The 24,971-nt window shown below is 66.7% G+C and carries 29 protein-coding genes and 2 pseudogenes; 19 read left to right on the top strand and 12 right to left on the bottom strand.

Annotated elements, in window-relative coordinates:
- Positions 1-2: 2 nt before the first annotated feature.
- Genes ACYQ8K_RS04335 through ACYQ8K_RS04325 form a run of 3 tightly spaced genes read right to left on the bottom strand, consistent with a single transcriptional unit; the run spans position 3 to position 1,353 of the window.
- Complete coding sequence (locus tag ACYQ8K_RS04335) at positions 3-413, bottom strand: DUF4267 domain-containing protein (RefSeq protein ID WP_459967154.1); 411 nt, start codon at positions 411-413, stop codon at positions 3-5.
- 59 nt (positions 414-472) lie between these two features.
- Entirely contained in the window at positions 473-745 is a 273-nt protein-coding gene (locus ACYQ8K_RS04330) for a hypothetical protein (RefSeq protein WP_459967152.1), read from the bottom strand.
- 11 nt (positions 746-756) lie between these two features.
- Positions 757-1,353: a TetR/AcrR family transcriptional regulator gene (locus ACYQ8K_RS04325; protein ID WP_459967150.1), complete on the bottom strand. Its 597-nt coding sequence runs from the start codon at positions 1,351-1,353 to the stop codon at positions 757-759.
- A gap of 98 nt (positions 1,354-1,451) precedes the next feature.
- On the opposite strand from ACYQ8K_RS04325, the gene ACYQ8K_RS04320 reads away from it, so the two are divergent.
- The 3 genes from ACYQ8K_RS04320 (at position 1,452) to ACYQ8K_RS04310 (ending at position 3,646) form a co-directional block, all read left to right on the top strand.
- The gene (locus ACYQ8K_RS04320; protein ID WP_459967148.1) at positions 1,452-2,456 is read left to right on the top strand and encodes an oxygenase MpaB family protein; all 1,005 of its coding nucleotides are present in this window, start codon (positions 1,452-1,454) and stop codon (positions 2,454-2,456) included.
- Between the two features lie 75 nt (positions 2,457-2,531).
- Positions 2,532-3,035 (top strand): RNA polymerase sigma factor, encoded by a 504-nt coding sequence (locus ACYQ8K_RS04315; RefSeq protein WP_459967146.1) that lies wholly within the window; start codon positions 2,532-2,534, stop codon positions 3,033-3,035.
- Positions 3,032-3,646 carry a methylated-DNA--[protein]-cysteine S-methyltransferase gene (locus ACYQ8K_RS04310; RefSeq protein ID WP_459967145.1) on the top strand — a complete coding sequence of 205 codons (615 nt, stop codon included), beginning with the start codon at positions 3,032-3,034 and terminating at the stop codon, positions 3,644-3,646. Before ACYQ8K_RS04315 ends, ACYQ8K_RS04310 begins: the two co-directional genes overlap by 4 nt.
- A 38-nt stretch (positions 3,647-3,684) precedes the next feature.
- Here the strand turns inward: ACYQ8K_RS04310 and ACYQ8K_RS04305 are convergent, their stop codons facing one another.
- Positions 3,685-4,086 carry a DUF732 domain-containing protein gene (locus ACYQ8K_RS04305; protein WP_459967143.1) on the bottom strand — a complete coding sequence of 134 codons (402 nt, stop codon included), beginning with the start codon at positions 4,084-4,086 and terminating at the stop codon, positions 3,685-3,687.
- A gap of 183 nt (positions 4,087-4,269) precedes the next feature.
- On the opposite strand from ACYQ8K_RS04305, the gene ACYQ8K_RS04300 reads away from it, so the two are divergent.
- The 3 genes from ACYQ8K_RS04300 to ACYQ8K_RS04290 all read left to right on the top strand — a co-directional run bounded on the left by ACYQ8K_RS04300 (position 4,270) and on the right by ACYQ8K_RS04290 (position 8,398).
- Positions 4,270-5,727, top strand: coding sequence for a phospholipase D-like domain-containing protein (locus ACYQ8K_RS04300; RefSeq protein WP_459967141.1), 1,458 nt, complete (start codon positions 4,270-4,272; stop codon positions 5,725-5,727).
- Between the two features lie 81 nt (positions 5,728-5,808).
- The gene (locus ACYQ8K_RS04295; protein WP_459967140.1) at positions 5,809-6,672 is read left to right on the top strand and encodes a phytanoyl-CoA dioxygenase family protein; all 864 of its coding nucleotides are present in this window, start codon (positions 5,809-5,811) and stop codon (positions 6,670-6,672) included.
- 163 nt (positions 6,673-6,835) lie between these two features.
- Entirely contained in the window at positions 6,836-8,398 is a 1,563-nt protein-coding gene (locus tag ACYQ8K_RS04290) for an LCP family protein (protein WP_459967291.1), read from the top strand.
- Between the two features lie 7 nt (positions 8,399-8,405).
- Here the strand turns inward: ACYQ8K_RS04290 and ACYQ8K_RS04285 are convergent, their stop codons facing one another.
- Positions 8,406-9,974: a serine hydrolase domain-containing protein gene (locus tag ACYQ8K_RS04285; protein WP_459967139.1), complete on the bottom strand. Its 1,569-nt coding sequence runs from the start codon at positions 9,972-9,974 to the stop codon at positions 8,406-8,408.
- Positions 9,975-10,136: 162 nt separating this feature from the next.
- On the opposite strand from ACYQ8K_RS04285, the gene ACYQ8K_RS04280 reads away from it, so the two are divergent.
- The 3 genes from ACYQ8K_RS04280 (at position 10,137) to ACYQ8K_RS04270 (ending at position 11,845) form a co-directional block, all read left to right on the top strand.
- Complete coding sequence (locus ACYQ8K_RS04280; RefSeq protein ID WP_459967289.1) at positions 10,137-10,799, top strand: M15 family metallopeptidase; 663 nt, start codon at positions 10,137-10,139, stop codon at positions 10,797-10,799.
- A 27-nt stretch (positions 10,800-10,826) separates the two neighbouring features.
- A complete protein-coding gene (locus ACYQ8K_RS04275) occupies positions 10,827-11,333 on the top strand; it encodes a DUF2505 domain-containing protein (protein ID WP_459967138.1) in 507 nt (168 codons plus the stop codon).
- Between the two features lie 167 nt (positions 11,334-11,500).
- Positions 11,501-11,845 (top strand): DUF732 domain-containing protein, encoded by a 345-nt coding sequence (locus ACYQ8K_RS04270; RefSeq protein WP_459967136.1) that lies wholly within the window; start codon positions 11,501-11,503, stop codon positions 11,843-11,845.
- Between the two features lie 30 nt (positions 11,846-11,875).
- On the opposite strand, the gene ACYQ8K_RS04265 is transcribed toward ACYQ8K_RS04270, so the two are convergent.
- Genes ACYQ8K_RS04265 through ACYQ8K_RS04245 form a run of 5 tightly spaced genes read right to left on the bottom strand, consistent with a single transcriptional unit; the run spans position 11,876 to position 16,406 of the window.
- Positions 11,876-13,078, bottom strand: a complete 1,203-nt coding sequence (locus ACYQ8K_RS04265) for a cytochrome P450 (RefSeq protein WP_459967135.1) — start codon at positions 13,076-13,078, stop codon at positions 11,876-11,878.
- 11 nt (positions 13,079-13,089) lie between these two features.
- Positions 13,090-13,968 (bottom strand): TIGR03619 family F420-dependent LLM class oxidoreductase, encoded by an 879-nt coding sequence (locus ACYQ8K_RS04260; RefSeq protein WP_459967133.1) that lies wholly within the window; start codon positions 13,966-13,968, stop codon positions 13,090-13,092.
- On the bottom strand, positions 13,965-14,795 hold the full coding sequence (locus tag ACYQ8K_RS04255; protein ID WP_459967132.1) for a TauD/TfdA dioxygenase family protein: 831 nt from the start codon (positions 14,793-14,795) through the stop codon (positions 13,965-13,967). Before ACYQ8K_RS04255 ends, ACYQ8K_RS04260 begins: the two co-directional genes overlap by 4 nt.
- Positions 14,796-14,799: 4 nt before the next feature.
- Complete coding sequence (locus ACYQ8K_RS04250; RefSeq protein WP_459967130.1) at positions 14,800-15,123, bottom strand: hypothetical protein; 324 nt, start codon at positions 15,121-15,123, stop codon at positions 14,800-14,802.
- Positions 15,120-16,406, bottom strand: coding sequence for an aromatic ring-hydroxylating oxygenase subunit alpha (locus ACYQ8K_RS04245; protein WP_459967129.1), 1,287 nt, complete (start codon positions 16,404-16,406; stop codon positions 15,120-15,122). The genes ACYQ8K_RS04250 and ACYQ8K_RS04245 overlap by 4 nt, the downstream gene beginning before the upstream one ends.
- Before the next feature lie 102 nt (positions 16,407-16,508).
- On the opposite strand from ACYQ8K_RS04245, the gene ACYQ8K_RS04240 reads away from it, so the two are divergent.
- The 5 genes from ACYQ8K_RS04240 (at position 16,509) to ACYQ8K_RS04220 (ending at position 20,370) form a co-directional block, all read left to right on the top strand.
- On the top strand, positions 16,509-17,438 hold the full coding sequence (locus tag ACYQ8K_RS04240; RefSeq protein WP_459967128.1) for a LysR family transcriptional regulator: 930 nt from the start codon (positions 16,509-16,511) through the stop codon (positions 17,436-17,438).
- 30 nt (positions 17,439-17,468) lie between these two features.
- A complete protein-coding gene (locus ACYQ8K_RS04235; RefSeq protein WP_459967127.1) occupies positions 17,469-17,627 on the top strand; it encodes a hypothetical protein in 159 nt (52 codons plus the stop codon).
- A gap of 42 nt (positions 17,628-17,669) precedes the next feature.
- Positions 17,670-18,107, top strand: coding sequence for a nitroreductase family deazaflavin-dependent oxidoreductase (locus tag ACYQ8K_RS04230; protein WP_459967126.1), 438 nt, complete (start codon positions 17,670-17,672; stop codon positions 18,105-18,107).
- Positions 18,108-18,232: 125 nt separating this feature from the next.
- The gene (locus ACYQ8K_RS04225; RefSeq protein WP_459967124.1) at positions 18,233-19,204 is read left to right on the top strand and encodes a UDP-glucuronic acid decarboxylase family protein; all 972 of its coding nucleotides are present in this window, start codon (positions 18,233-18,235) and stop codon (positions 19,202-19,204) included.
- A complete protein-coding gene (locus ACYQ8K_RS04220; RefSeq protein ID WP_459967123.1) occupies positions 19,201-20,370 on the top strand; it encodes a glycosyltransferase in 1,170 nt (389 codons plus the stop codon). Before ACYQ8K_RS04225 ends, ACYQ8K_RS04220 begins: the two co-directional genes overlap by 4 nt.
- Before the next feature lie 7 nt (positions 20,371-20,377).
- Here the strand turns inward: ACYQ8K_RS04220 and ACYQ8K_RS04215 are convergent, their stop codons facing one another.
- Positions 20,378-21,109, bottom strand: a complete 732-nt coding sequence (locus tag ACYQ8K_RS04215) for a class I SAM-dependent methyltransferase (RefSeq protein WP_459967121.1) — start codon at positions 21,107-21,109, stop codon at positions 20,378-20,380.
- 136 nt (positions 21,110-21,245) lie between these two features.
- A pseudogene (locus ACYQ8K_RS04210) lies at positions 21,246-21,536 on the bottom strand (adenylate/guanylate cyclase domain-containing protein); the annotation flags it as partial.
- 23 nt (positions 21,537-21,559) lie between these two features.
- Here ACYQ8K_RS04210 and ACYQ8K_RS04205 point away from each other — a divergent pair.
- From ACYQ8K_RS04205 to ACYQ8K_RS04185, 5 genes and pseudogenes are all read left to right on the top strand, one after another.
- Positions 21,560-22,018 carry a GAF domain-containing protein gene (locus ACYQ8K_RS04205; RefSeq protein WP_459967120.1) on the top strand — a complete coding sequence of 153 codons (459 nt, stop codon included), beginning with the start codon at positions 21,560-21,562 and terminating at the stop codon, positions 22,016-22,018.
- A 44-nt stretch (positions 22,019-22,062) separates the two neighbouring features.
- Positions 22,063-22,431, top strand: coding sequence for a VOC family protein (locus ACYQ8K_RS04200; RefSeq protein ID WP_459967119.1), 369 nt, complete (start codon positions 22,063-22,065; stop codon positions 22,429-22,431).
- 53 nt (positions 22,432-22,484) lie between these two features.
- Positions 22,485-23,153, top strand: a pseudogene (locus tag ACYQ8K_RS04195) (BadF/BadG/BcrA/BcrD ATPase family protein); the annotation flags it as partial.
- Positions 23,154-23,270: 117 nt separating this feature from the next.
- A complete protein-coding gene (murQ, locus tag ACYQ8K_RS04190; protein WP_459967287.1) occupies positions 23,271-24,137 on the top strand; it encodes an N-acetylmuramic acid 6-phosphate etherase in 867 nt (288 codons plus the stop codon).
- A 46-nt stretch (positions 24,138-24,183) separates the two neighbouring features.
- Positions 24,184-24,951: an N-acetylmuramoyl-L-alanine amidase gene (locus ACYQ8K_RS04185; RefSeq protein ID WP_459967118.1), complete on the top strand. Its 768-nt coding sequence runs from the start codon at positions 24,184-24,186 to the stop codon at positions 24,949-24,951.
- Positions 24,952-24,971: the final 20 nt, after the last annotated feature.

Here is a 24,971-nt window from a genome sequence, read left to right as displayed (position 1 = left end):
AGCTATACAACCGATTCGTCGGCCACCGCCGGAGACGCCCGGCGCTTGGCCGGACGTACCGCGCCCCAGAGCCCGGTCGCGACACCGACCGCGGCGCCGCCGAGGCCGATGATCTGCTGCGAGGGCTTCAACTCGCTGTGCACGCTCATCCCGCCGACCAGGTCGGCCACGTCGGCACCCGCGGAGGCCAGGAACCAGCCGCGCGTGCTCTTACCGCGCAGTGCCGCCGACGCGAGCAGGACACCGATCAGCGCGTCGCGATAGCCCATCGACCGCAACAACAGTTGCGCTGTCGGTGACGGCTGGTCCGGGTCCCCCCACAGCTTGTTCGCTCGTAGCGGGTCGACGAGGAAAGAAACGCCAGAGGCAAGTCGGATGGTGCCCGCAAGGAGGCCGAACCGGTCGATGGACATGGTCTTCAGAGCCTAGGAGCAAACCGTCCGATCGTGCACGCATTGCATCCGACAGTCGCTCACGGCGCCGGGCAGGAATCGGCGATCTGCAGCGACGCCGGCCACAGCACAGTCGCCGCCCCGAAGGCCATGGCGTCGGCCGCGGTGGGCGCCACGGCTTCTATCCGCGCCTGAATTCGCTGGGTCTGCTCGGGGTGAAAAGCTGTCCAGGCGAACCCGATACACAGGTATGGGATCAACAACCACAATCCGAGCTCGATGAGCCCGCCGACGCTGACCTTGTGCCCGAGGATGCGCCGGAGCGGGCCCATCGCGTGTTCGATTCCGCCCATCACCGCCCTGCCTACCGCAGCACCAGTTTCAGCGCATAGTCGACGACGACATCGAGGTCAGTGCCCAAATGCCCGGCGAGCCATTGTTGCGCGAGCTCGGCCATGGCGCCCGTGTACAGGGCGGCGGCGACCTCCGCGGCCACCGGATCGGAATCGGGGTTCAGACGCCAGCCCTCGGTCAGCACGCCCGCGCGCAGCATGTCCTGCGTGGCGCGGCGCCGGGCGGCCAGCACCGGGTTGGTGCGCGCGTCGGTGAACAGCACCCGGCCGCGGCGCGGATCGGCGGACGAGAAGCCCAGCACCGCCGCGATGCCGGCCCGGGTCCGGGCGCCGAGCGAATCCCCCGCCCGCTCGATGGCGGCCTCGATCACTTCGGCGAGCTGATCACTCACCCGGTCGTAGACCGCGCCGAGCAGATCGTCGGTGTCGCCGAAACTTTCGTAGAAGTACCGCGTGTTCAGCCCGCATTCGCGGCACACCGAACGCACCGAGACGGCCGCCTCACCGCCGCTGCCGAACAGTCGATAGGCGGCCTCGACCAGCAGCGCACGTCGTTCGGCGCGGCGGTCCTTGAGCGGTATACCGGCCCACCGGGTGGGACTCGACATCCCTACAGCCTAAGTCGGGATGGCGCGGGTCTTGTCACACCTGTAGCCAAATCTTATTCTGGTTACAGTCGTGACCAGAAGTTTCGAGGGAGTGCGCTGTGTTTCTGCCACACCAAATCGTCGGGCAGCTGATCAACAAACGGTTGGACGACAACATGCGGCGGTACTTTTTCCGCGGCATGGAGTTCGCCGCGCCCGTCGGCGATCCGGGTTGGTTCGGCCCCGGCAGCGCCGTGTGGCGCGTCCATTCGCACCTACCCGCGCTGATCTTCGGTCTGCAGTGCGCCGCCTTCATGGAGACCCTGGACCCGTCGATCTACTGGATGGGCATGCACCACTCGCGACTGATCAAGCGGGACAGCAACGGAAACCCGATATCGCAAGTGCCCCAGATCGATCCAGAGGGCGCCGCGACACGCCTCGGCCACTCGGTGGCGTTCTTCATCGGCACGGCATATGGGTCAACGGAAACCGCTGAGCGCCTGGCGAAATCGGTGCGCGCGATGCACCACACCATCAAGGGCACTCGCCCCGACGGGGCCCGCTACGACGCCGACGACCCCGAGTGGCTGCGCTGGAACTACGCGACGGTCGTCTGGGGCCTGGCCACCACGCACGAGCTCTATCACCCAATGCCGTTGCGCGGCAAGAAACTCGATCGCTACTACGGTGAGTTCGTCCGCGTCGGACACGCGCTGGGAGGCACCGACCTGCCGACCACCAAGGCCGAGACGCTCGAGTGCCTGGAATCCTACTTGCCCAAACTGGCTGTCACCCATGGCAAAGCGATGGGCACGGGCCCCAACGTCCACATGCCGCAGGCTGCCGTCGACTGGGCCATCCGCGACACCCTGCCGAAATGGGCCAAGCAGATGCTGCAGCACCGCGACTGCAACATCGTCGAACGCACCGCCCGTCGCACGGCGGTGTGGTCCATCATCAACGGGATCAACGCCGCATCCGGGCCCACGCCGGAATTCCGGCAGGCCCAGGCCAGGGTCAAGGGCGGCACCACGGTCCCCCACACCCTGCCGACCTACGTACTGGGTACCGATCAGGTTCGCAGCCGCTCCGAGGTGGAGCGCAGCTTCCAGTCCGTGTAGTCGCTCCCGCCGCCGCGTGCGGTGTTCGACACTGGGGCCATCTCACAAACTTCCCCGGCGAGACGTCTACACAGCGTGACAGCCAAACGACCGTTCGAGGCGGTGGTCGTCGACCACGGTCCTGTCGTACTGCGGGTATGCCGCGCCATCGTCGGGCCGGTCGACGCCGACGATGCCTGGTCGGAGACCTTTTTGTCCGCGTTGCGCGCCTACCCGGACCTGCCCGCGGACGCCAACGTCGAGGCCTGGCTGGTCACCATCGCGCACCGCAAAGCCGTCGACCTCACCCGGGCGCGGGCGCGACGTGCGGTGCCGACCGACGAGGTCCCCGAGACTGCCGGCCCGGCGGATCCCGACAGGGACGACGACCTGGCCGACGCCCTGGCGCGACTGCCCGCCAAACAGAAACAGGCGGTGGCCTACCACTACCTGGCCGGCCTGCCCTATTCCGAGATCGCCGCCATCCTCGGCGGCAGTCCCGACGCCGCCCGGCGCGCCGCCGCCGACGGCATCGCCGCCCTCAGACGCACATACCCCGGCGCCGCCGCCGGCCCGACCGGGACAGGAGAAATTCGATGAGCACCGAACACGAATTGGCCCGCGAACTGGCACAGGCCACCGCCGCCACCGCCGGCGACCTGGGCGCGCTGCACGCCCGACTCGCCACCGCCGCGCAAGCCGAGGGCCTCCTCGACATCGCCTACCGCATCGTCGACAGCCCGGTCGGCCCCTTGCTCATCGCGGCCACCGAACTCGGCCTCGTCCGCGTCGCCTACGCCAGCGAGGGGCACGACGCCGTCCTGCAAAGCCTCGCCGACAGGATCAGCCCGCGCATCCTGCTCGCGCCCGGCCGCCTCGAGACGGCCGCAAGGCAACTCGACGAGTACTTCGCCGGCAAGCGCCGCGATTTCGGCGTGCCGCTGGACTGGCGGCTCTCGGCCGGATTCCGCAACACCGTGCTTCGTCGGCTGCCCGAGATCGGCTACGGCCACACCGCGAGCTATGCCGCGGTGGCCAAGCTGGCCGGCAATCCCAACGCGGTTCGCGCCGTCGGCAGCGCGTGTGCCACCAATCCGCTACCGGTCGTGGTGCCCTGCCACCGCGTGGTGCGCAGCGACGGCGCGATGGGCGGCTATCTCGGGGGCGTGGAAGCCAAGCGCATCCTGCTCACCCTCGAGGCCGCGGCCTAACGGGCGAATCCCGTTGTGGTGCAACCGGACCGGGCCCGCTAAGCGGCCCCCGGCGTGAGGGGCGGAAGGTCGACGGCCGGCGATGACGGCTGCGTCGGCGCGGGCTGCGGTGCCTGGTTGACGTGCTGCCCGAGGTGCTGGGGACAGTAGGCGCTCGCCGCGATCATGGTGAACTGGGCGGCGCCGTCCACCGTGAATCCCGGATTACTCGACGACACGCTCTTGATCACCTCGACCTGGGGACTGCCCTCGTCCATCAGTTGGCACGCCCGCTTACCCACCCCGACGGCCGCGGCGGGGTCCTGATAGGTGATGCCCGCCTGGTTGAGCGCGGCGATGAAGCTCGCATCGGCTCCCGAGGTGCCGACCGGGTCGGCGTACGCGGGCGCGGCCACACCGGCGAGGGCGGCGCAGCCCGCAAGCACTAGCAGCATTCGCATCGCCTCATCCTCATATAGATCGGCGCCCTTGTCCTGCCGAGCCCCTCCGGCTGTGTATAACGGCGGCGAACGCCCACGTTGGGCCGCCGGGCTCCGATTCCGCACGGACCCTGAATTCGGGCCCCATGTGGTACACAGTGGCTATGTCCGCGCTGTCCCAGCAACATCGTTAAGAGCCCCGGCGTGGACGACGACCGACTCCTGACTCCCGGCCAGACCTGCTGGCGCACGGTACGGGCCGACCGGTTCGCCGCCATCATCGACGCGGCCGACTATTTCAAGCACGTCAAGGCCGCGATGCTGCGCGCCCGCCATCGGATCATGCTGATCGGCTGGGACTTCGATTCCAGGGTGACGTTCGAGCGGGGCGAGAAGACGCTTCCCGGGCCGAACCAGCTGGGCGCGTTCCTCTATTGGATGCTGTGGAAACGGCCGGGCCTCGACATCTACCTGCTGAAGTCCAACCTGCGTCTGCTGCCGGCCTTCGATGGCATCTGGGTCGGCCTGACACCGGTGTCGGTGCTGAATCAGATCAGCAGCAGGCGAATGCATTTCGCCATCGACGGCGCCCACCCGATCGGCTCCGTGCATCATCAGAAGATCGTGGTCGTCGACGATGCGGTGGCGTTCTGCGGCGGCATCGACCTGACGCTCGAACGATGGGACACGCGTGCACACGCGCATGACAACCCTCACCGCCGCACGGCGGGGCGCAGGTACGGGCCGCGTCACGATGTCGGCCTGGCCGTCGACGGTGCGGCCGCACGGGCCCTGGGCGAGCAGGCCCTGGCCAGGTGGCATACCGCGACCAAGCACTCGTTGGCGCCTGTCGAGGCCAAGCACAGCACCTGGCCCAGCAAGCTGGAACCGAGCCTGCGCAACGTCGACGTCGGAATCGCACGCACCGTGCCGGAGTTCGAAGACCGCCCCGAGGTCCGGGAGGTGGAGGCGCTCAACCTGGCCGCCATCGCGGCGGCGCGCCACACCATCTATGTGGAGAACCAATACCTGGCCTCCCGGACCATCGCCCAGGCGCTGGCCGCGCGGCTGCGCGAGGACGACGGACCGGAGATCGTCATCGTGCTGGCCCGCCGAGGGAACAACCCGCTCGAGCGCGGAACCATGGACAGCGCCCGCCATCGCCTCATTCGGCTGCTGTGGGAAGCCGACGATCACGGCCGGCTGGGCGTCTACTGGCCGGCGACCGACGGCGGGACCCCGATCTATATCCATTCCAAGGTGCTGGTGGTCGACGATCGGCTGCTGCGCATCGGCTCCTCGAACTTCAACAACCGCTCGATGGGCTTCGACAGCGAGTGCGACGTCGCGATCGAGGCGCAGCCGGCCAATTCCGAACACGACGACGTCCGCCGCGAAATCCATTCGGCGCGAAGCGAATTGATGGCAGAGCATCTCGGCGTTTCGGTGGGCGAGTTTGAGGGCGCGATCGGCGAACACCGGTCGGTCTTGACGGCGATCGACGCACTTCGCGGAGACGGCAAGACGTTGCGGCCCTTTACCGAGCGAACGGTCGCCAACGAGGCGGGCCCGCTGGCGGAGAACGACCTGATGGATCCCGACCACGTGCCACGGTCGCTGACCCGCAGCGTGCAGCGGTTCATCACCGGCCTTCGGGGTTGACCGGTCGGCGATTTAAGTGTGGGTTGAGCCGAACTCGGCCTAGTGTGGGCAGAAGCGCCCGTGGACTAAGGACGAGCACCAATGAGCATCGACGACGACTCCGTCACCACGCTGGAGGACCTGCGCGGCGACCTGGCGCAGCGCTACAAGCGGACGCCGACCGGTGGAAGTGCGGTGGACAGCGCGATCGTCGAGGCCGACATGGCCGCACTCGATCGCGACGGCTACGTCATCTGGGAGAACCTGCTCACCGTCGAGCAGTGCTCCCAGATCCGTGAAGTTGTCCGTCCCTGGCTGGGACACACCGGACGCAACTCCTTCGAGGGCCTGCGCACCCAGCGCATCTACAGCGTGTTGAGCCGGACCCGGGTGTGCGATCGGCTGGTCGATGACCCGCGGGTGCTGGCGGTGCTCGATCGGCTGCTGATGCCCAACTACCTGCTTTCGGCGTTGCAGGCCATCAACATTCAGCCCGGCGAGGCCGCGCAACTGGCGCACCACGACGACGGCTTCTACCCGATTCCGCGCCCCCGGGAGCCGCTGGCCGCCGCGACGATCTGGGCGATCGACGACTTCACCGCCGACAACGGCGCCACCGTCGTCTACCCGGGCAGCCACCGCTGGGGCAAGCGCCGGCCGGGGCCCGAAGATCGGGCCCTACCCGTCGCCATGCCCGCCGGCTCGTGCGTCTTGTTCGTCGGTACCCTCTGGCACGGCGGCGGCGCCAACAACACCGACCGCGAGCGGCTCGCCGTGACCGCCCAGTACTGCCAACCGTGGCTGCGGCCCATGGAGGCCTACACCCTGTCGATATCGCGCGACATCGCCCGGGCGGTCTCCGATGACATTCGCCGGATGCTCGGCTACAGCATCCATCCGCCGTTCGTCGGCAACGTCGACGGCCTGCATCCGTTGCGGCTGTTGGAAGTTGAGCAGCAGGCGTAGCGGACCGTCCGATCCGGGGCCAAAGCGCCGCGACCCCGCCGGTTTGAAGCGCCGCGACCTGGCTATTCTCAGATCTGTCATGACGCGTCGAGCGGGCCCGCCTGGCGAAGAAGCCGATTCACCGACGGCCGAGTCCCGGAATCGCTTGCACCGCAACCATAGGATGGTGGCCGGTGCCAAGGTGCTGGCCGCGTTGGTCTCCCTGGTGGTGGTCGCCGTCATCGGCGTCGCCTGGCACGCCTACCGCAACGCGTCGGCGGGCATCACCAAATCCGAGGCATTGGCCGGTGAACCCGCGTCGACCGGAAGCGACCAGAACATCCTGATCATGGGTCTGGACAGCCGCCGTGACCAGCATGGGCAGCCGCTGTCGCCCGACATCTACGACGCGCTGCACGCGGGCAACGAGGATTCCGCTGACGGCGATTCCGACGCGCTCATCGTGGTTCACCTGCCCGCCGGCGGCGGTCCGGCGACGGCGATTTCGATTCCCCGCGACGATTATGTCGATCTGGCCGGATGCCCGACCTCGGACTGCCGCGGCAAGATCAAGGAGGCCTACAGCTACGCCTACCAACGCGTAACGGCCGGTCGCGCGTCCGCAGGCTCGCAGCCGAATACGACGCCCCTTCAGGGGCAGGACGCGACGGCCAAAGAACAGGCGGCGCGGGAAGCGGGCCGCAGAGCCGAAATCAGCACCGTCAAAAGCCTTCTGCAGATCCCGATCGATCATTTCATCGAAGTCACCCTGGCCGGGTTCTTCCAACTCGCCCGGGTGGTCGAACCGATCACGGTGTGCCTCAGCGCGGACACGTCGGACCGCTACTACTCCGGCGCGGACTTTCATAGCGGCGTCCAACAGATCAGCGCAACCCAGGCGTTGGCCTTCGTCCGGCAACGCCGCGATCCCAACGACGCGGCGTTCACCGACCTTGATCGAAGCCGGCGCCAGCAGGCCTTCATCGTCTCGGTGGTCAGCGCGATGCGCCGCGGCGGGACATTGTCCGACCCCACCAAACTGCATGCCCTGCTGAACGTCGCCAAGCAGAACGTCGCCGTCGACGCCGGCTTCGACTTCGACGAATTCATTCGTAATGCGTTGGCATTCCCCAACCGACCAGTGGTGTTGTACACGCTGCCGGTCACCAGCTTCGGTCAACTCTCGGACGGCGCCTATGTGAACTTCATCGACCTACCCACCATCCGCTCCATCGTGCATAACCTGGTGGGCACCGATTCGTCCAGCGCGCCCTCGACGAGCAGCGCCAGCACGGCGGCGCGACCGGACGGCGGCACGCCGACCACCTCCGGCAGCGTCGCGCTGGACGTCGTCAATGCCTCGGGCCGGCAGGGTGAGGCGGCAACTGTCCAAATGCTCTTGGCGACTGGGAAATTCAATGAAGGCAAGGTCAGCACGGCCGACTCCACCATCGAGACGAGCACTATCACCTACGGAGCGGGCGCGAAGGTAGCGGCCACCGAGCTCGCCGATCAGTACGACATAACGGCGACCGCATCCGACAGCGTCGCCCGAAACACGGTGCGGCTGACCGTCGGGACCGATTTCTCCCGGTTCGACCAGACCCGCAATTCTACGTCGGAATCGTCGACCGCGACCGCCACAGCGCCCGTCACCACCGTGCCCGCCACCGGCGCGGGCACGCAGCAGCCTGCGGCTACCAACCTGTCGCGGATGACCGCCGACGGCATCCCCTGTGTGAAATGACAAGGAGCTACGGCGTTTTCCGTGGGGCGGGCGCCGATGCCGGTGGCTCGGCGCCATAGAGGCGCAGAGCCTGCGCCGCAGCCGTGGCCACCGCACCCCTGAGGTGCGAGATCGGCGGGCTGCCCCGCAGGTGGATCGAGTTCGACAGCAGGATGACATACGTATTCGAACCTGGGTCCATCCACAGCGTGGTTCCGGTGAATCCGGTGTTGCCGAAGCTGCCGACGGGAAAGACCGTCCCGCGCGGCCTGGAGAAGGCCGTGTCGATGTCCCAGCCGAAACCAAACAGGCTTTGCCCTTCGATCGCCGGATAGCTCGGAGTGCGAGCTCGTTGATCGGCACGGTTTGCCGCCACAACCTGATCGGCGGTATGGCCCGGCTGCTGAGGGGTCGTCATCAGCGCGAGAGTCTCTGGCCGCAAAGGAAACTCGCTCGGGCGACCGGCCAGCCGGTCAAGCAGCGCCTGCGCAAAGATGCCGACATCGTGTGCCGTCGAGAACATGCCGGCATTGCCGGCGACTCCCCCCATCCGGCGTGCCGTCGGGTCATGCACCGTACCCCGAAGCAGGGCAAAGAAATTCGGATTCTTGCTCGGATCGTCTCTGCTTTCCTCGTCGCGCGCCGTCGGCGCGATTCGCGGCAGCAGGCTGGTGCTCCAGGTACCTGAGGGACAAGTCGTCGGCTCATCCCCCGCCGCCGCGGGGGCCCAGGCAACCGCTGCTCCTCGGATCGTGTGGGGCCCGCAGGCCTTGGCGACGGGAAGATAGCGAGTGTCGTGCAGGCCAAGCGGCGCAAACACATTGCGTTGCACGTAGGCGTCTTCGGCCTCGCCGGTGGTCTTCTCGAGCAGCGCGCCCAGCAGGATGTAGTTGATGTCCGAGTATCGGAAGAGCTCACCGGGACCCGACTGCAGCGGGGTGGTGAGCGCGCGATGAATGCCTTCGGCTTTGTCAGGTCCGCCCAGCCCCCACGGGTCTGCCAGACTCACATCGATCCCCTCGCCGGACGTGTTGGTCAGCAGCATGCGCACCGTGACCTGTGCCCGCCGTGGATCGTTCGTAGCGTTGAAGTCGGGCAGATATTTCTGCACCGGGTCGTCGAACGCCACCTTGCCCTGCTCGTAGAGCTGCATGATGGCGACCGCCGTCGCGAGGCACTTCGTCAATGACGCCATGTCGAAGATCGTGTCCTCGGTCATCGGCTCCGCGGGTGCGGGCGAGCCGTCCAGCCCCGGTTCGCCCGCGAGTTTGCGCGACCCGTACGCCTGGTGGAAGGCGACCTTGCCGTCGTGCCCGACCATCACCACGCCGCCCGGCAGCCCGCCTGCCGCGATCGCGTCGTTCATCAGCGTGGAGATGGTCGCGAATTCGGGTGCGGGAGCCGCGGTCGGCGCCGCGGCGGGCGGCGGTGTCTGTGCGGGCGTCCGCGCGGGCTGCTCTGGGCGGTCGGCTACCGGCGTGCGTGCCGTGAACGTCCACGGCGAAACGGCGAGGAGGGCGAGCAACACAATTGCTACCACGACCGTCTTGCGTAGCGAGGATGGCCAGAACTTCCACCTGCCACTGACTACCGGCATAGGGCAAGGGTAAGTCGGCGCCCTGGCGGCATCCAGTAGCGTTGGCGCCGGACCTGTCTCGCGACACCCGGTCGCGACGGGTCGTGTCGCGATGGAGCAAGCGGTGAGGACCCATCCCCAGTGACCTCCGGCAGGCGGTGGGTCGCCGTGCTGGCGGGCGCGATGGCCGCCGGTACCACGTTGACGCAATGCGCCGCCGCTCCGCCACGCCCCGCGGCCAGGCCTGCGTCCGCCGTGTCATCAGCCGCCGACCCGTCGTCGCCACCCACCGCTGGCGACGTTCGCCCGGTCACCGCCGCGGAGCTCGGTGCCAGCTGGCGGCCGGGCTGCCCGGTGGACCCCGCGCAGCTACGACGAGTCGAGGTTGACCACGTCGGTTTCGACGGCGGCACCCATCGCGGCGAGCTGATCGTGCACCAGGACCTGGTGCCGGAGGTCATCACGGTTTTCGCGGAGCTCTACCGGGCGCGATTTCCGATCGAGAAGATCCGCTCTGCGGACCGCTACCCGGCGGCCGACGATGAGCTCTCCATGGAGGACGACAACACCTCAGCGTTCAACTGCCGAGGCATCCCGTGGAGCGAGCACTGGTCTCAACACGCCTACGGCCGCGCCATCGATCTGAATCCGCGTCTCAACCCGTGCGTCTACGCCGACGGCACGTTCCAACCGCACAACGCGACGGAGTATCTGGACCGCAGCCGCGGCGACCCGGGGCTCCTGCACGGCGGGGACGCGGCCGTGCGCATCTTCACCGACCGCGGCTGGCGGTGGGGCGGCGAGTGGGCATCGCCCGTCGACTACCAGCACTTTGAACGACCGTGAGCCGGGCCTCTGCAAGAATGGGCGGATATGTCGCGCTCATTCGACGTCTCGACCGAGTCGTCCGCCACCGTCGAACAGATACACGCCGCGTTCGGTCGCGAGGAGTACTGGCTGGCCCGCATCGCGGCCGGCTCCGCCGACGCCACGTTGGATTCGCTGGTGACCGACGCCGACGGCGCGGTGACGGTGCGCACGACCCAGCACCTGGGCCGTCAGATTCTCCCCGGGATGGTCGCCAAATTCGTCACCGCTGACGTGAAAATCGTGCAGACCGAGACGTGGCGACCGGACGGCGACAGCCAAGTGCGCGGGCACATCAGCGTCTCGGCGTCGGGCGGGTTGGGGTCGGGCCGTGCGGAATCCCGGCTGGCGCCGACGGATGACGGCGGTTCACAACTGCACACCACCCTGAGGGTGGAGGTCAAGATCCCGTTGGTGGGCGGCAAGCTCGAGAAAACCATCGGATCCGATTTGTCCAAGGGCATCCCCGAGATGCTGCGCTTCACCACCACGTGGATCATCGAAAACAGCTGAGGCACAACTCGTCGATCGAGTCCTGAGGTATTTCAGGGCCGGAATGCAGCAAACGGGCATCGCGACGCCAGACGCAGCAGTAGGCTCCCTCACGACGTGGTGAATCGGTCCCCACGACAACGTGTTTCGCACAGCGGAACGCGCTCACGCATCGATGGGAGCATTCCATGATTCGCACGATCGTGTTCAGGTCAGCGCTGGCCGCGGCCGCACTGGCCGGCCTGGCGTCGCCCGTGTCGACGGCGAACGCCGACCCCGATCCCATCTCGGTCGGCGCCTACCTGCACACGCTGAACGTGCTGCACGTGCCGTACGACAACCCGGGGAGGATGGTCGACATCGGAAACAACGTCTGCCAGCAGGCGCGCGGTGGCACCGACTTCGACACGATCTACCCGACAGTCGCGGGCAATGGCTTCGCGTCGGCGCAGGCCGGCCAGATCATGGGCGCTGCTGTCGGAACATTCTGCCCGGACGTGGAGGCCGCGTTCGATCGGTGGACCAACAGCTAAAGGGCTACGGAAACTCGAACGCCTTGCCACCTAAACGTGAGCGGGCATGCTGTCCCAGCCGCGCACCGCCGAGGACGAGGAGAACACCGCGGCATCCAGGTCGACTTCCCAGTCAGGGAACCGATTCATGATCTCGTCCAGCGCAATTCGTCCCTCGATCCGCGCCAGCGCGTTGCCGAGGCAGTAGTGCGCACCCACCCCGAACGTCAGGTGCTGACGCGGCATCCTGGTCACATCGAACGATTCCGCGTTCTCGCCGAACCGCCGTTCGTCGCGGTTGGCCGCGCCGATCAGCGTCAGGATCGCGCTCCCCGCCGGCACCGTCTGGCCGTGGAATTCGATGTCGCGGGTGACGTACCGCGCCGCTTGCAGCGCGGGTGGCTCGAAACGCAAGAGCTCTTCGATGGCGCCGGGCAGCAGCGATCGGTCGTCGACCAGCCGGCGGCGCTGATCGGGATGCTCGGACAGCAGCTTGCCCGACCAGCCGATCAACCGCGTGGTCGTCTCCGAGCCGGCCACCGCGACGACCTTCATGAACATCAACAGTTCATCACGGTGCAGCTTCCTGGTGACCCCCTTCTCGTCCTCGAACTCGGCGTTCAGCAGCTCCGTCGTGAGGTCGTCCGCGGGATGGGTTGTGCGCCAGTCGATGAAGTCGGCGAAGACCTCTCCGTCGGCGAGCTTGGCATCGGTGTTGTCCGTCATGCGCCCGCCACGCTTGGTCCGGACGAACTTCTCGCCGTCCTGCTGCACCCGGCGCTGGTAGTCCTCGGGGATGCCGAACAGCATGCCCACCACGCGCAGCGGCATGATGGCACCGAGATCCTGGACGAAGTCCACGCGGTCACCGCCGACCAACGGGTCCAGGCAACGCTGGGTGAACTCGCGGATCATCGGCTCGAGGGAGTTGATCTTGCGGGGGGTGAACGCGCGGGAGAGCAAGCTGCGGTGGATGTCGTGCACCGGCGGATCTTCGAAAATCAGGAGCCCTGGCGGGATTTCGATGCCCGCCTTGATGATCTCCAGCACGACGCCCCGCGCGGAGCTGAAGGTCTGGTGGTCGACCAGTGCCCGGTTGACGTCATCGAACCGGCTCAGCGCGTAGAAGTCGTGTTCGGTGTTGTAGTACAGCGGCGCGTTCTCGCGGATGCGCCGGAACATCGGATACGGATCGGCGTTGAGGTCGACGTCCCAGGGGTCGTAATACAGGTCGTCGGCGGTCCTGGTGGTCATGGGATTCCTGTCTACTGCGTCTGCGCGTCCGCACCGAAGGTTTCGCGGTGCAGTTCGATCAAGGCGTGCAGTTGCTCGAGATAATGCTGCAACGAATGGTGGACGAAGCGAGCCGAGAGGGTGGTGGTTCCGCCTTCGGCCAACTCCCGCAACGTATCCTGTGTCGCTTCAGGTTTACCGGCCGGATCCAGGGGTTGCTCCGCGGGCATCACCACCTCGAATTCCGACGGTAATTCGAACTGCCGCAACCAGTCCGCGGCCGTGTGGATCGACACATAGTACGGGCACCATCCGTCCGCGAGGGTAACCGCACGCCGCAGCGATCGTCGCGTGCGCCCGCCGACCCAGATCGGCATACGCGGCTGTACCGCACAGGGGTCCACGGTCAGCCCGCCGAATGAGTAGAACTCACCGTGATACACCGGCTCGTTGCTGGGCAGCGCCGCCCGCAGCGCCCGCAGGGCGTCATCACCGCGGGCGCCCCGGTCGTCGAAAGGCGCACCCAGAAGGTCGAACTCCTCCTTGAGCGAACCGACGCCCACACCGAGGATCACCCGCCCATTGCTGACATGGTCGAGGGTGCCGTAACGCTTGACGATCGCCAGCGGATGGTGGTATCCCAGCACCAACGTCATCGTGGCGAAGCGAATTCGGTTGGTGCGCCCCGAAACGTAACCGAACGTCGCAAGCGGATCCCAGTAGCGAGCCCCGCGCCGACCCGATTCGGTCGAGGGCATGCCGATGTGCTCGCTGCAGGTCATGTGGTGATAGCCGAGCCGATCCGCGACCTCGGCGACCCGGCCGATGTCCTCGATGCCGGCGTCTCTCTCCCATTCCAGCGGCGCTCCGGCGACATTGGTGACGACCGGGGTGGCGATACCGAGCTTCACTGCAGTGGCTCTTCACCCGCGAGAATCGTTCGGTGCATGAGGCGGCCGCTGTCGATCGAATACGGCAACACCCGGTGCATGGTCCCGGTGTTGTCCCAGATGAGCAGATCACCGGGCTGCCACTGATGTTGGTAGACGTACTGCGGTTGGGTGGCCCAATCACGAAGCCGCGCAAGCAGTGCGCGGCTTTCTTCCACCGGCAGGCCGATCACGTAATCCGACGTCGCGCCCAGCAGCAAGGATTTGCGCCCGGATTGATGGGTCCACACGATCGGGCACGCCTTGGTGGGCGACTTCTGCCAGAAGGCCACCTCGTCGTAACTCATCTCCGGGGTGACGTAATACTGCGAGCGCTCCGCGCTGTGCACCACGCGCAGATCGGCAATCGTGGCCTTGTCGGCATCCGGAAGGTCGTCGTAGGCCGCGTAGGTGTTGCAGAATTCGGTCTGCCCCCCGGTCTCGGAGAGCTGCACCGCGCGCAGCAGCGTGGCCAGGTTGGGCAGCGGCTGCAGCGATCCGTCGAAATGCCAGAACATTGAGCCCTGCAGGTATCTGGCGCGCTGATTGACCTTCTCGTCGAGGGAGATCTTGTTGATGCCGCCCTGGCCCTCGTTGGCGACGAGCGTGCCGAGCGTCTTGGCGATGGCGACTTGCTCCTCGTCGCCGATGTCCAGCCCGCGGAAGAAGACCACGCCGCGGCGCTCGAGAACGTCGCGGATCGTCGACGCCTCCCGCCCGCTCAGCAGCGTGTCGAGATCGGTTCTGATTTCGCTGCCGATTCTCGGGGTGAGGTCGACGATCTCCAGCTGCGCAGAGGTGAGCCCCATGGTCTCAGCTGACTCTCGTGAGAATGGTGGTGGCCGAATGCTTCACCCGCGGCTGTTTCCACAGCTCGACCGCCAACGAGACGGTGATCAACGAGTACAGCAGGTTGCGCAGATTGGCGACGTCGTCGGGCAGCGGCTCGGAGTAGTCGAACTTGTCGATGTAGGCGACGGCTTCCTCGGCGTGCGGAAACACCTCGTCGTAGAAGGCCCGGATTTCCTCCATGGAGCTGTTGACGCGCTTGACGTAGCGCCGGTGGCCGTCCTCGATCGCCCACTCGGGCACCAAGTGCTCGAGTTGCGAGAACTCTTTCGGCAGAACCGTGCTCATCGCTGACCCACCTTCGCGGCTTCGCCGGCCGCAACGTAATCACCGACCACCTTGTGGAGGTGGCGCAGCAGGATCTCCTCATCATTCATCGTGAAATGGGTCAGGACACCGCTGTTGAGCATCGCCTGCAAACCCTCGGACGGGCTCGCGTCCTCGAGGATGATGTCGTTCAGGAAGGTCACGGTGAGCTCTTGACCGAGTCGCTCCCGGTGCGTCTTCGGCGGCTGATAGAACATCTCGACTTCGAACACGTGCGAGTGCGGGCCGGTGGGCCAGTGGGCGTGGGTGGTGAAGCCGGATGCGCCGAAGATGATGACGAAGTTGGGGAAGAACTGGAACGAGTCGAACCCGTGCTTCTCCGACCGCGTGGGATTGATCCCCGGCGGCATCGCGCCCCGATCGATCTTCTTGTTCCAGGGGCCCGCGGCGCTGGCTTCCATCACACATTCAATTGGCTTGGAGTACGGGGTCTTCTGCGAGGGCTCGCCGGAGAACGAGAACATCCGATGCGGGCCGCAGAGCTGGTAGGCCAGCGCGTCGGTGAAGGGGTTCGGCTGGTCGAACGCGTCTCTGGCCTCTGCGGTGAGTGCGCCGAAGGACGACGCGTGCAGGTACGGCCCGTGGTAGCTCTCGGCGAAGCTGTCCACGAAAATCTTCCAGTTGCACTGCAATTCGGCGGAGAACTTGTAGACCTGATGCGGTCCGTCGAACGGATACCCCTCGATGCCATGAGCCAGCTCGCCGAGGAAAGACCGCAGCGGCTCGGTGTTGTGCGGGTTGAGGTTGATGAAGATGAAGCCCTCCCACACCTCGCACTGAACCGCCGGCACCCGGCAGCCGTCCGGATCGAAGTCCAGCAGCAGGTCCTTGCGGGTGGCCGAGTGCAGCGAGCCGTCCAGCTTGTAGCGCCACCCGTGGAAACGGCAGTACAGCAACGGGGCGCGGCCGGACACTTCCTGGAAGGGGTCGTCCTCCCACAGCATCTTGTTGCCGCGGTGCGGACAGATGTTGTGGAAGGCCCGGATCACCTGGTCCTTGCCGCGCACGATGATGATCGAGGTGTTCAGGAACCTGAACTCGCGGGTGAAGTAGCTGCCCGAGCGCGGAACCCGTTCGACCCGCCCTACATAGAGCCAGCTCTTCTTGAAGACGTGTTCGCGTTCCTTCTCGTAGAACTCTTCGGATACACAATCTTCGAGCGACACCGGGCCGCGGCCGAGTTCGGGATATGCGTCGGTCCAGTGCCCGTTTGGGGGCTTGGCGACGGCGATGGGCTGATTCATCCCCGCGTACCTCCTACGTGGTGCGGCCGACGCTAGCAGCTGCTGGGACCCCCAATAAGGTGTACGAACGCAACACCCTGTTGCATACTTGGAACACCGCTCATGGAACAGAATCTGCCCTTTGACCTCGATGCCCTGCTGGTATTCGGCAAGGTGGTGGACTGCGGCAGCCTCTCTAAGGCGGCGACGGCGCTCGGCATGCCCAAGTCGACGGTGAGCCGGAAGCTGACCAAGCTGGAATCCGACCTGGGCATCAAGCTGCTGCGCAAGAACACCCACCAGTTGACGGTCACTGACATCGGCGAGCAGATCTACGACCACGCGATGAACATCTTGACCGAGGCCAACGGTGTACGGGCCCTCGTGGAGGGCAGCCGGCAGGAACCCCAGGGTGAACTGCGCGTCGCGATACCGGTGAGCTTGGGCATCGACTACGCGTCCCGCGTCGGCGCGATGTTCTTGCAGCGTTACCCGAACTCGCGCTTGGATATTCGCTTGGTCGACAACATCGTCGATCCGGTCAAGGACGGTTACGACGTCGTGTTCGGCCCCGGCCCACTTCAGGATTCGACGCTGATCGCGCGCAAGGTTTTCGACCTGAACCTTTTCCTTTGCGCATCAACAGATTTCGTGGGGCGACTGAAGGATCCGATCACCGAACCCGCGCAAGTCAACGCCCTGCCGTTCATCGACTTCGGCTTCTGCGGGCCCCAAAAACTGAAGCTGGCGGTGACCAAACTCGACCGTCGACACGAGTTGGCGCCACGAGTGCGCGCACGGGCCAATAACTTTCAGGTGTGCAAGGAGTACATCCTGCAGGGGCTCGGCATCGGCGCCATGCCCACGCAGATCATCTGCACCAAGGAACTGCGCGAGGGCACCATCGTGCCGATCCTGCCCGACTGGGCGGTCGAGCCGCTGGCCGTGCACATGATCTATCCCTTCGAGCTGTCCTTCTCCACCCTGATCAGCGCCTTCTATGACACGGCCTGCCAGATCATCGTCGAGAACATCGCCAAGGCGCAGAGCTAGAGTTCGTCCGAATTGAGAGATAATCGCCTCATGCCCAGTGAACCTTCGCCTCCACCGCGGCCCGCGCCGAAACCGAAGCGGGTGCACGTCACGCCCGAGGACGCGGAGCGGTTCGGCGACGAGGAGCAGGTCCGCGAGGCGTGGGACGAGCGCCGGCTGCGCGACGAGCAACCGCCGCATCACCACTGACCCACTGGCCAAGCCCGGCGCCGCTGGGTGAGACTGGAAGCCATGAGTCTCGTGGACAAGCTGCTCCCGCAGGTACTGCGGGTGCACGACACCGTTTATCAGAAGACGAACGGCTGGATCGGTCACCGCACGCTGTGGATACCGAGCCTGCTACTGCACACCGTCGGCGCGAAGACCGGTAAACAACGCACGACGTCGCTGACCTACGCCCGCGACGGGGACAACTATCTGGTAGTCGCGTCCAAGGGCGGTGCGCCCGAGGCCCCGGGCTGGTACCACAACCTGAAGGCCAATCCCGACGTCGAGATCAACGTCGGCCCAAGACGTTTCGCCGTCACCGCGCGGCCAGTGCTGTCCGGCGATCCCGACTACCCGAGGCTGTGGCAGATCGTCAACAAGAACAATCAAAACCGCTACAACGAATACCAGAAGAAGACGTCGCGATCGATCCCCGTCGTCATCCTGGCTCCGAAATCTTGAACTCCAGCTGAACGAGCCGAGAACCGCCGGTGTGAGCGCAATCGGTTCTAGCGGGCGTCTTGCCGGGCGTCATGCCGGTCATGCGAAGCTACGTGTTCGATGCCCGGAACTAAGGAGAACAAGCAGTGAGAGCCCTCGTCGCGGGCGCCGCCGGGTTCCTGGGGTCCCACCTGTGCGATCGTCTCCGCCGCGACGGCATCGAGGTCATCGGCCTCGACAACCTCTGCACCGGCAGGCGCGAGAACATTACGCAGCTCGTCGGCGACCCGGGCTTCAGTTTCGTCGAGCATGACATCACCCGGCCGGTCGACGCGGCCGCGCCGGGTCCGCTGGACGTCATCTTCAACCTGGCCTGCCCCGCGTCGCCGCGCGCCTATCAGCGGGATCCCCTGTTCACCCTCGAGACCAATTACGTCGGGACCAGAAACCTACTGGAACTGGCGTGCGAGCGGGGGGCGGTGATTCTGCAGGCTTCCACCAGCGAGGTCTACGGAGATCCGACGATCCATCCGCAGAACGAAAGTTACTGGGGCAACGCCAACTGCTTCGGGGTACGGGCTTGCTACGAGGAGGGCAAGCGGGTCGCGGAGACGCTGATGCTCGAGTACGCGCGTCGCTACGGCGTCCGGATCAAGGTCGTCCGCGTTTTCAATACCTACGGTCCGAGGATGGACCCAGCGGACGGCCGAATCATCTCGTCATTCATCGTCCAGGCGCTGCGCGGCGAACCGATCACCGTCTTCGGCGACGGCAGCCAGACCCGCTCCTTTTGTTATGTCGACGATCTCGTCGAAGGCCTCGTGAATATGACGGCGAGCGAGGCTTCGTTCACCGGACCGGTCAACCTCGGCAGCCCGGCCGAACGCACCGTCCTCGAAACCGCAAGCATCATCAAGGAAATGACCGGATCGCCCTCGGCGACCGTCTTTGAGCCACTGCCACCGGACGACCCGAAGCAGCGCAGACCGGACATCACCCTCGCCGAGTCCGCCCTCGGCTGGGTCCCACGGGTCTCCTTCGAAGAAGGCGTCGAACGGACGATCGACTATTTCAGGGGTATCGTCGGCCCTGGCTCCGATGGGGGCGGCCAGCGATGAGAATTGTGCTGGCAACCTTGGGAACTCGGGGCGATGTCGAGCCGTGCGCCACCATCGGTCGGGAGCTGCAGCGCCGAGGTCACGACGTCACTATGGCGGTGCCACCCAACTACGTCGGCTTCGTCGAGTCGGCGGGGCTTGCGGCGGCGCCCCACGGCCCGGATCAGGTGGAGCAGAACGCGAATATCGCTCGGAAATACGGAGAGTCGCCCAATCCGGTCTTCATGGCGTGGGTGATTTCAGAGGATCTCAAGCGACTCTGGCCGCAGCTGGGCACGGCGCTCACGTCGCTGGCCGACGGGGCCGACCTGTTGTTGACCGACGCGAGCCAGCAGGGGCTGGCCGCCAATGTCGCGGAATACTACGACATTCCGCAGGCCGCGCTGCACATCTACCCGCTCGGGCGTGATACGCGTTCGGAAGTTACCAAGGAGGCCGAAGACGCCCTGCGCCAAACACTGGGCCTACCGCAGGGAACGGAGACCTCGGCCCGGCAACCGCTGGAGATTCAGGCCTACGACGAACTCTTCTTCCCGGGGCTCGCAGCCGAGTGGGCGAAATGGGATGTCCGACGGCCTTTCGTCGGAGGGCTGACGCTGGAGCTACCGACCGATGTTGACGACGAGGTCTCGTCCTGGATCGAATCGGGAACTCCGCCGATTTACTTCGGCTTCGGCAGCAGCGCGCGAGTCGCATTTCACACCGGCTTGCTCGAGATGATCAGCGAAGCCTGCGCGCAATTGGGCGAGCGCGCGCTGATCTGCAGCGGCGTAAGTGATTTCGCCGATACCTCGCAATTCGACCACGTCAAGGTTATGGAGTCGGTGAACCACTCGGCCGTCTTTCCCGCTTGCCGGGCGGTGGTGCATCACGGGGGGCCGGGCACCACGTTCGCGGGCATACGCGCCGGCAAACCCACGTTGGCTCTTGCGGTTTCGGTCGATCAGCCGATGTGGGCCGCCGCCGTCGGCCAGCTGGGCGTCGGCATTGGACGGCACTTCTCCGCAACCACCCCGGATTCGCTGCTCGCCGATCTGCGGGCCATCCTCACGCCGCACTGCATCGCACGAACCCTCGAGGTGGCCGCCCAGATGGCCACGCCCGCCGAAAGCGCCGCCAGGGCCGCCGGTCTCGTGGAAGCCGCGGTCGGCCACGTCACGGGCTGAACCCCTGTCAGCCCTCGTCGGCCGTGTGGTGGATCTGCATGTCCGAAACGCTGCGATATGACGGGAACTCGAAGTCGGGGAAGGCGCAGATGTCGCCGCGATCCCGGACCCGTTCTAACCAGTAACTCTGATCAGCGGCCGATGTGCAGGCGTAGAGCTTCATATACGTCGCTGCGAAGGGGAACACGAAGCCATTGCCGACGGCCTGCCAGACGGCCGCCGCCACGCCGGGGGTTTCGACCCCTCGATAATCGTCCATCACGATCACCGCCCGTTCGGCCGCGTGATCTACAGCCAGGCTGATGTCACTGGCGACGCACCGGTAGGCGTGACACCCGTCGATGTGGACGAAGCGCAGTGCCCGCTCCCCCAGATCGAGTGCCGCTGATTCGCAGACCTCCAACGTCGGCCGGCGGGTGTGGAACCGATCCCAGTTGGCCAGGAACTGCTGCTGATCCAGGCCCGAGTACTCCTGGCGCGGGGCCTGCGCAATGTCGGCGTGACCCATCACGGCGCCGAACAGATCGCAGATCACCAGGTCTTCATCGTCACGCAGGCCGTAACCCATCAAGATGGCGGACTTGCCCTGATACGCGCCGATCTCCAGCATGTCGCCCTTGATGCCCTCGGCCGTCTGGCACGCGAGCAGCTGGCTGAAGAGCTCGACATCGGCCTCGAAGAACCAGCCGTCGACGTTGTTCATCTGCTCGGTATAGAGGGCCCAGGCGGCATCGCTCATGACGCGCTCCTGCGCATGAACTCCTCCAGGGTTGATCGGGGCTGGCGAATTTTGCGGCGGTCGAATTGGCGGCCTTGAATTGAACCGTATCAATTCTGCGCGCGGACGCAATCGATGCCGCTGCCAAGCGCTGTTCTCACTGTGGCTTTTGGTCCTCTAAACCGAGAGTGAAGACTTGGACCGCAGTGGATTTGCCTTTCAACGCGTGCGACCCTCGATCGAGGAGTCCGGACGGTCGGCGGGTCAGCGCGTCCGCGCACGAACCGGTGAGAAGAATGGCGTCGCCGGTGGTCTTGGTGAGTTGCTCGACGCGGGCCGCGACGTTGACGGTGTCGCCGATCAGGGTGAACTCGAGCTTGCTTCCGCCGCCGATGGTTCCGGCGATCACCTTGCCGGTGTTGATGCCGACACCGATGCGAAACTCACCGGCGTCGGGGCACCATGTCTCTCATGGTCGCCGTCTACCGCGCGCCGATGCGATCCCGCAACGGTGCCGTCGAGCAACAAGCCACCATCGATCGCGCTCGCCGGCTCGGCGTGTGCGGGTTTGGCCGCCTTGTGAGCAGTCCTGCCGAGCAGGACCGGCTTGCCCGTCGGGTCGCCCGATTCGCCGAGCTCGGCGAAGGCTCGTTCGTGTGGACCCGCGACCCGCACGGGTGGTTCTGGCTGGGCCGCGTCTGCGGGCCTTACAGCTACGACGCCGGCAAAAGCGCTGCGGCGGTGGACCTGGTGCACATCCGACCCTGTGAGTGGGTGTCCATGCCGATCCTGGAACAGGATGCGCCGGACGCCGTCGTCGCCACATTCCGTCGGGGCGGACGGAACTTCCAGGAGATTCACCACCCATCGATCGGGGTTGAGACACAAGCTGTTTGGGATGCGCGGACGAATCAGCCGGAGGAGAACTAGACCACGGCGGATCTCGCGCTGCCTGAGCAGCTACCGTGCAAGGCATGACGCGTGTGGACTACGTCATTCACTATGTCGAGTCGCTGCACCGGTCGGTGTCGTTTTACCGCGACGTGATCGGGCTGCGGGTGCGCATCGAAGGCGCCGGCTATGTCGAGTTCGACATGGAGAACACCAAGTTCTCGCTTTTCGAACGCGCCAAGCTGCCGGAGCTCATCGGTCGCGAGGGCGGCACTCCGCCCTGCGGTGAGATCGGCTTCCTGATCGACGACGTCGATGCGGAAGCGGAGCGGTTGCGTGGACTCGGTGTCGAGATCCTCAGCGGACCGGTGGATCGACCGTGGCGCGAGAGGACGCTGCACATCGCCGACCCGGACGGCAATATCGTCGAGTTCGCGCAGAAGCTGCGGTGATTCTCGCCATCGACCTCGGAAAGACGGCCTGCCGGGCCGCGGCCGGCGGTCGCATGGCCGACGGCGCGGGCGCGCCGGGGCTCGCGACTCCTGGCGGCGTACGAGCCGCGGAGGCGGCCATCCTGGCGGTCGCGCGAGATTTCAGCCCGGTCGACGAGGTGATCGTGGGCGCAGCCGGTGCGCTGACGGCGCCGGACGCGGCGCGCGCGTTGGGCGCTTCATTGCTGAAATCGCTTGGGGCGCAACGCGTCGCCGTAACCAGCGACGTGGTGATCGCGCACGCGGGCGCGCTGAACGGGGAGCCGGGCGTCGTGCTGATCGTGGGCACCGGCGTCGTGGCGCTCGCCATCGACGCGAACGGCGCGCTGCGCACCGCCGACGGTTGGGGCCCCTGGCTGGGCGACGAGGGCGGCGGCGCGTGGATCGGCGCCGCCGGGCTGCGCGCGGCGTTGCGCGCCCACGACGGCCGCGGACCCGCCACCGCGCTGCTCGACGCCGCCCGCGCCCGCTTCGGCGCGCCGGAGACCTGGCCCACGCAGCTCACCGATGCGGCCGCGGTTGCGTCGTTCGCGCCGGACGTCCTGGCCGCGGAGAGCGACGCCGCGGCGCTGGCGATCATCAGCGCCGCCGCCGACGCGCTCGCCGCGACAGCCGGCGCGGCCGGGGATGGCCCGGTGGCGATGGTCGGCGGACTGTCGAGAATCCAGGCGCTGCGCGCGCGGCTCGATGTCAGCCCTGCCGTCGGCGAACCGCTCGACGGCGCCCTGCAACTAGGGGCGATCCACGAGCCGTATGTGATTCGCGTGCAAGCGCATCCGAAAGCCGTTGTCGCGCACCGGATCGATGCGCTCGCCACCGAGGCGGTGCGGCCGGACCTTGACGATCTCGACGCGCGCCCCATCGCCGACGTCGTCGCGCTGCTCGTTGCCGCCGAAGCCGAAGCGCACCGCGCGGTGGCCGCGGCGGTCCCGCGGATCGCGGCGGCGGCCGAGGCGATCGTCGAACGGCTCGAGCGCGGCGGCCGCCTGGTCTACGCCGGCGCCGGTACGCCCGGGCGCCTCGGGGTGCTCGACGCGGCCGAGTGTGGGCCCACGTTCGGCACCGACCTGGTGCGCGGCGTGATCGCCGGCGGACCGGCGGCGCTGACCGAGGCGATCGAGGGCGCTGAAGACGCGTTCGATCCCGCCGATCTGACCGACCTCACCGCCGCCGACGCGCTTGTCGGGATCACGGCTTCGGGCCGCACGCCGTATGTGCTCGGGGCGCTCGAGCACGCGCGCGCGGCGGGCGCCCTGACCGTCGCGATCGTGAACAACGCGGGCAGCGAGGCGTCCGCCGACGTGGTCATCGAACTGCTGACCGGGGCCGAGGTGCTCGCCGGCTCCACGCGGCTGACCGCGGGCACGGCCCAGAAGGTGGTGCTCAACGCGCTCTCGACGAGCGTGATGATCGCGCTCGGCAAGGCCTACGGACCGCGGATGGTCGACGTGCGCGCGACCAACGCGAAGGTGCGCCGCCGGGCGGTGCGGATCGTCCGCGACGCGGCCGGCGTCGACGAGGAGGCCGCGGCCGCCGCGCTCGCCGCCGCGGGCGGTCACGCCAAGACGGCGATCGTCGCCCTGCTCATGGGAGTCGACGCGAGCGAGGCCGCCGCCCGGCTCGACCGGGCGCGCGGACGCGTCCGGGACGCCCTCGGCGGGACATGAACGAAGACGTCCCGCGGTCCGGCATCACGCCCGTATCGTGAGGACCGTGTGTGAGCCAGCGTGGGGCCGGCCAGCTCACGTCAGCCGCCGTCAGCTGCTGATGGTGGCCGGCAGCGCCGGCGCGGCGTCCCTGGTCGGCGGCTGCTCGAGTGCGACTTCTGAGACCCGCCCTCTGGCGTCGGCTCCTCCCCCGACGTCGACGATCAGCGCAAGCCTGACCGCCGCGAGTTCGGCGCTGTTGCTATGCCGGGATGCCTGGGGGGCGCGACCGGCCCGCTCCGGGGGCAAGCGCCACACCATCACCCGGATGACTCTGCACCACGAGGCCGTCGTCCTCGGCGAAAACCGCAATGCCCCAAGCCATCTCCGACAAGATCAGCGATACCACCAAGACCAGCACGGATGGATCGACATCGCCTATCACGTCGGCGTGGACCGCAATGGCAACATCTACGAACTGCGGAGCACCGAGATCGCGGGCGACACCGCGACGGACTACGACACGACGGGCCATTTCCTGGTCCTCTGCGAAGGAGACTTCGATCAAGAGGCCGTGCCGGAGGCACAGCTCCAGGGAGCAGCTCGCGCGTTCGCCTGGGCGGCTCAGAATTTCCACATTTCGACCGGCACACTGGCGGGCCATCGGGACCTGGCCCAAACCTCTTGCCCGGGTACCAACCTGTACGCCCACATCTCCTCGGGCGACCTCAAGCGCCGCATTGACGACCTGCTCGGCGCGGGCGGGGTGGACCTGCAGCGCTACTGCGGCCCCGACGCGGCCGCGAGGGTCGCGTCGATCGAGGCGGGCAACTAGACCCGCCTGCGCGACGCTTC

The sequence above is a fragment of the Mycobacterium sp. MUNTM1 genome (assembly GCF_054660795.1).
Note: the sequence above shows the minus strand (reverse complement) of the source record. Positions and strands in the feature narration are given on the sequence as shown.

Excerpts from the sequence above, each read along its gene's own strand:
- ACYQ8K_RS04220 (WP_459967123.1), top strand. The coding sequence starts at position 19,201 with ATGAGAATTGTGCTGGCAACCTTGGGAACTCGGGGCGATGTCGAGCCG.
- ACYQ8K_RS04240 (WP_459967128.1), top strand. The coding sequence starts at position 16,509 with ATGGAACAGAATCTGCCCTTTGACCTCGATGCCCTGCTGGTATTCGGC.
- ACYQ8K_RS04280 (WP_459967289.1), top strand. The coding sequence starts at position 10,137 with ATGGCCGCCGGTACCACGTTGACGCAATGCGCCGCCGCTCCGCCACGC.
- ACYQ8K_RS04230 (WP_459967126.1), top strand. The coding sequence starts at position 17,670 with ATGAGTCTCGTGGACAAGCTGCTCCCGCAGGTACTGCGGGTGCACGAC.
- ACYQ8K_RS04305 (WP_459967143.1), bottom strand. The coding sequence starts at position 4,086 with ATGCGAATGCTGCTAGTGCTTGCGGGCTGCGCCGCCCTCGCCGGTGTG.
- ACYQ8K_RS04335 (WP_459967154.1), bottom strand. The coding sequence starts at position 413 with ATGTCCATCGACCGGTTCGGCCTCCTTGCGGGCACCATCCGACTTGCC.
- ACYQ8K_RS04270 (WP_459967136.1), top strand. The coding sequence starts at position 11,501 with ATGATTCGCACGATCGTGTTCAGGTCAGCGCTGGCCGCGGCCGCACTG.
- ACYQ8K_RS04290 (WP_459967291.1), top strand. The coding sequence starts at position 6,836 with ATGGTGGCCGGTGCCAAGGTGCTGGCCGCGTTGGTCTCCCTGGTGGTG.
- ACYQ8K_RS04285 (WP_459967139.1), bottom strand. The coding sequence starts at position 9,974 with ATGCCGGTAGTCAGTGGCAGGTGGAAGTTCTGGCCATCCTCGCTACGC.
- ACYQ8K_RS04200 (WP_459967119.1), top strand. The coding sequence starts at position 22,063 with ATGACGCGTGTGGACTACGTCATTCACTATGTCGAGTCGCTGCACCGG.
- ACYQ8K_RS04275 (WP_459967138.1), top strand. The coding sequence starts at position 10,827 with ATGTCGCGCTCATTCGACGTCTCGACCGAGTCGTCCGCCACCGTCGAA.
- ACYQ8K_RS04215 (WP_459967121.1), bottom strand. The coding sequence starts at position 21,109 with ATGAGCGATGCCGCCTGGGCCCTCTATACCGAGCAGATGAACAACGTC.
- ACYQ8K_RS04325 (WP_459967150.1), bottom strand. The coding sequence starts at position 1,353 with ATGTCGAGTCCCACCCGGTGGGCCGGTATACCGCTCAAGGACCGCCGC.
- ACYQ8K_RS04310 (WP_459967145.1), top strand. The coding sequence starts at position 3,032 with ATGAGCACCGAACACGAATTGGCCCGCGAACTGGCACAGGCCACCGCC.
- ACYQ8K_RS04235 (WP_459967127.1), top strand. The coding sequence starts at position 17,469 with ATGCCCAGTGAACCTTCGCCTCCACCGCGGCCCGCGCCGAAACCGAAG.
- ACYQ8K_RS04205 (WP_459967120.1), top strand. The coding sequence starts at position 21,560 with ATGGTCGCCGTCTACCGCGCGCCGATGCGATCCCGCAACGGTGCCGTC.
- ACYQ8K_RS04245 (WP_459967129.1), bottom strand. The coding sequence starts at position 16,406 with ATGAATCAGCCCATCGCCGTCGCCAAGCCCCCAAACGGGCACTGGACC.
- ACYQ8K_RS04295 (WP_459967140.1), top strand. The coding sequence starts at position 5,809 with ATGAGCATCGACGACGACTCCGTCACCACGCTGGAGGACCTGCGCGGC.
- ACYQ8K_RS04255 (WP_459967132.1), bottom strand. The coding sequence starts at position 14,795 with ATGGGGCTCACCTCTGCGCAGCTGGAGATCGTCGACCTCACCCCGAGA.
- ACYQ8K_RS04265 (WP_459967135.1), bottom strand. The coding sequence starts at position 13,078 with ATGACCACCAGGACCGCCGACGACCTGTATTACGACCCCTGGGACGTC.
- ACYQ8K_RS04250 (WP_459967130.1), bottom strand. The coding sequence starts at position 15,123 with ATGAGCACGGTTCTGCCGAAAGAGTTCTCGCAACTCGAGCACTTGGTG.
- ACYQ8K_RS04330 (WP_459967152.1), bottom strand. The coding sequence starts at position 745 with ATGGGCGGAATCGAACACGCGATGGGCCCGCTCCGGCGCATCCTCGGG.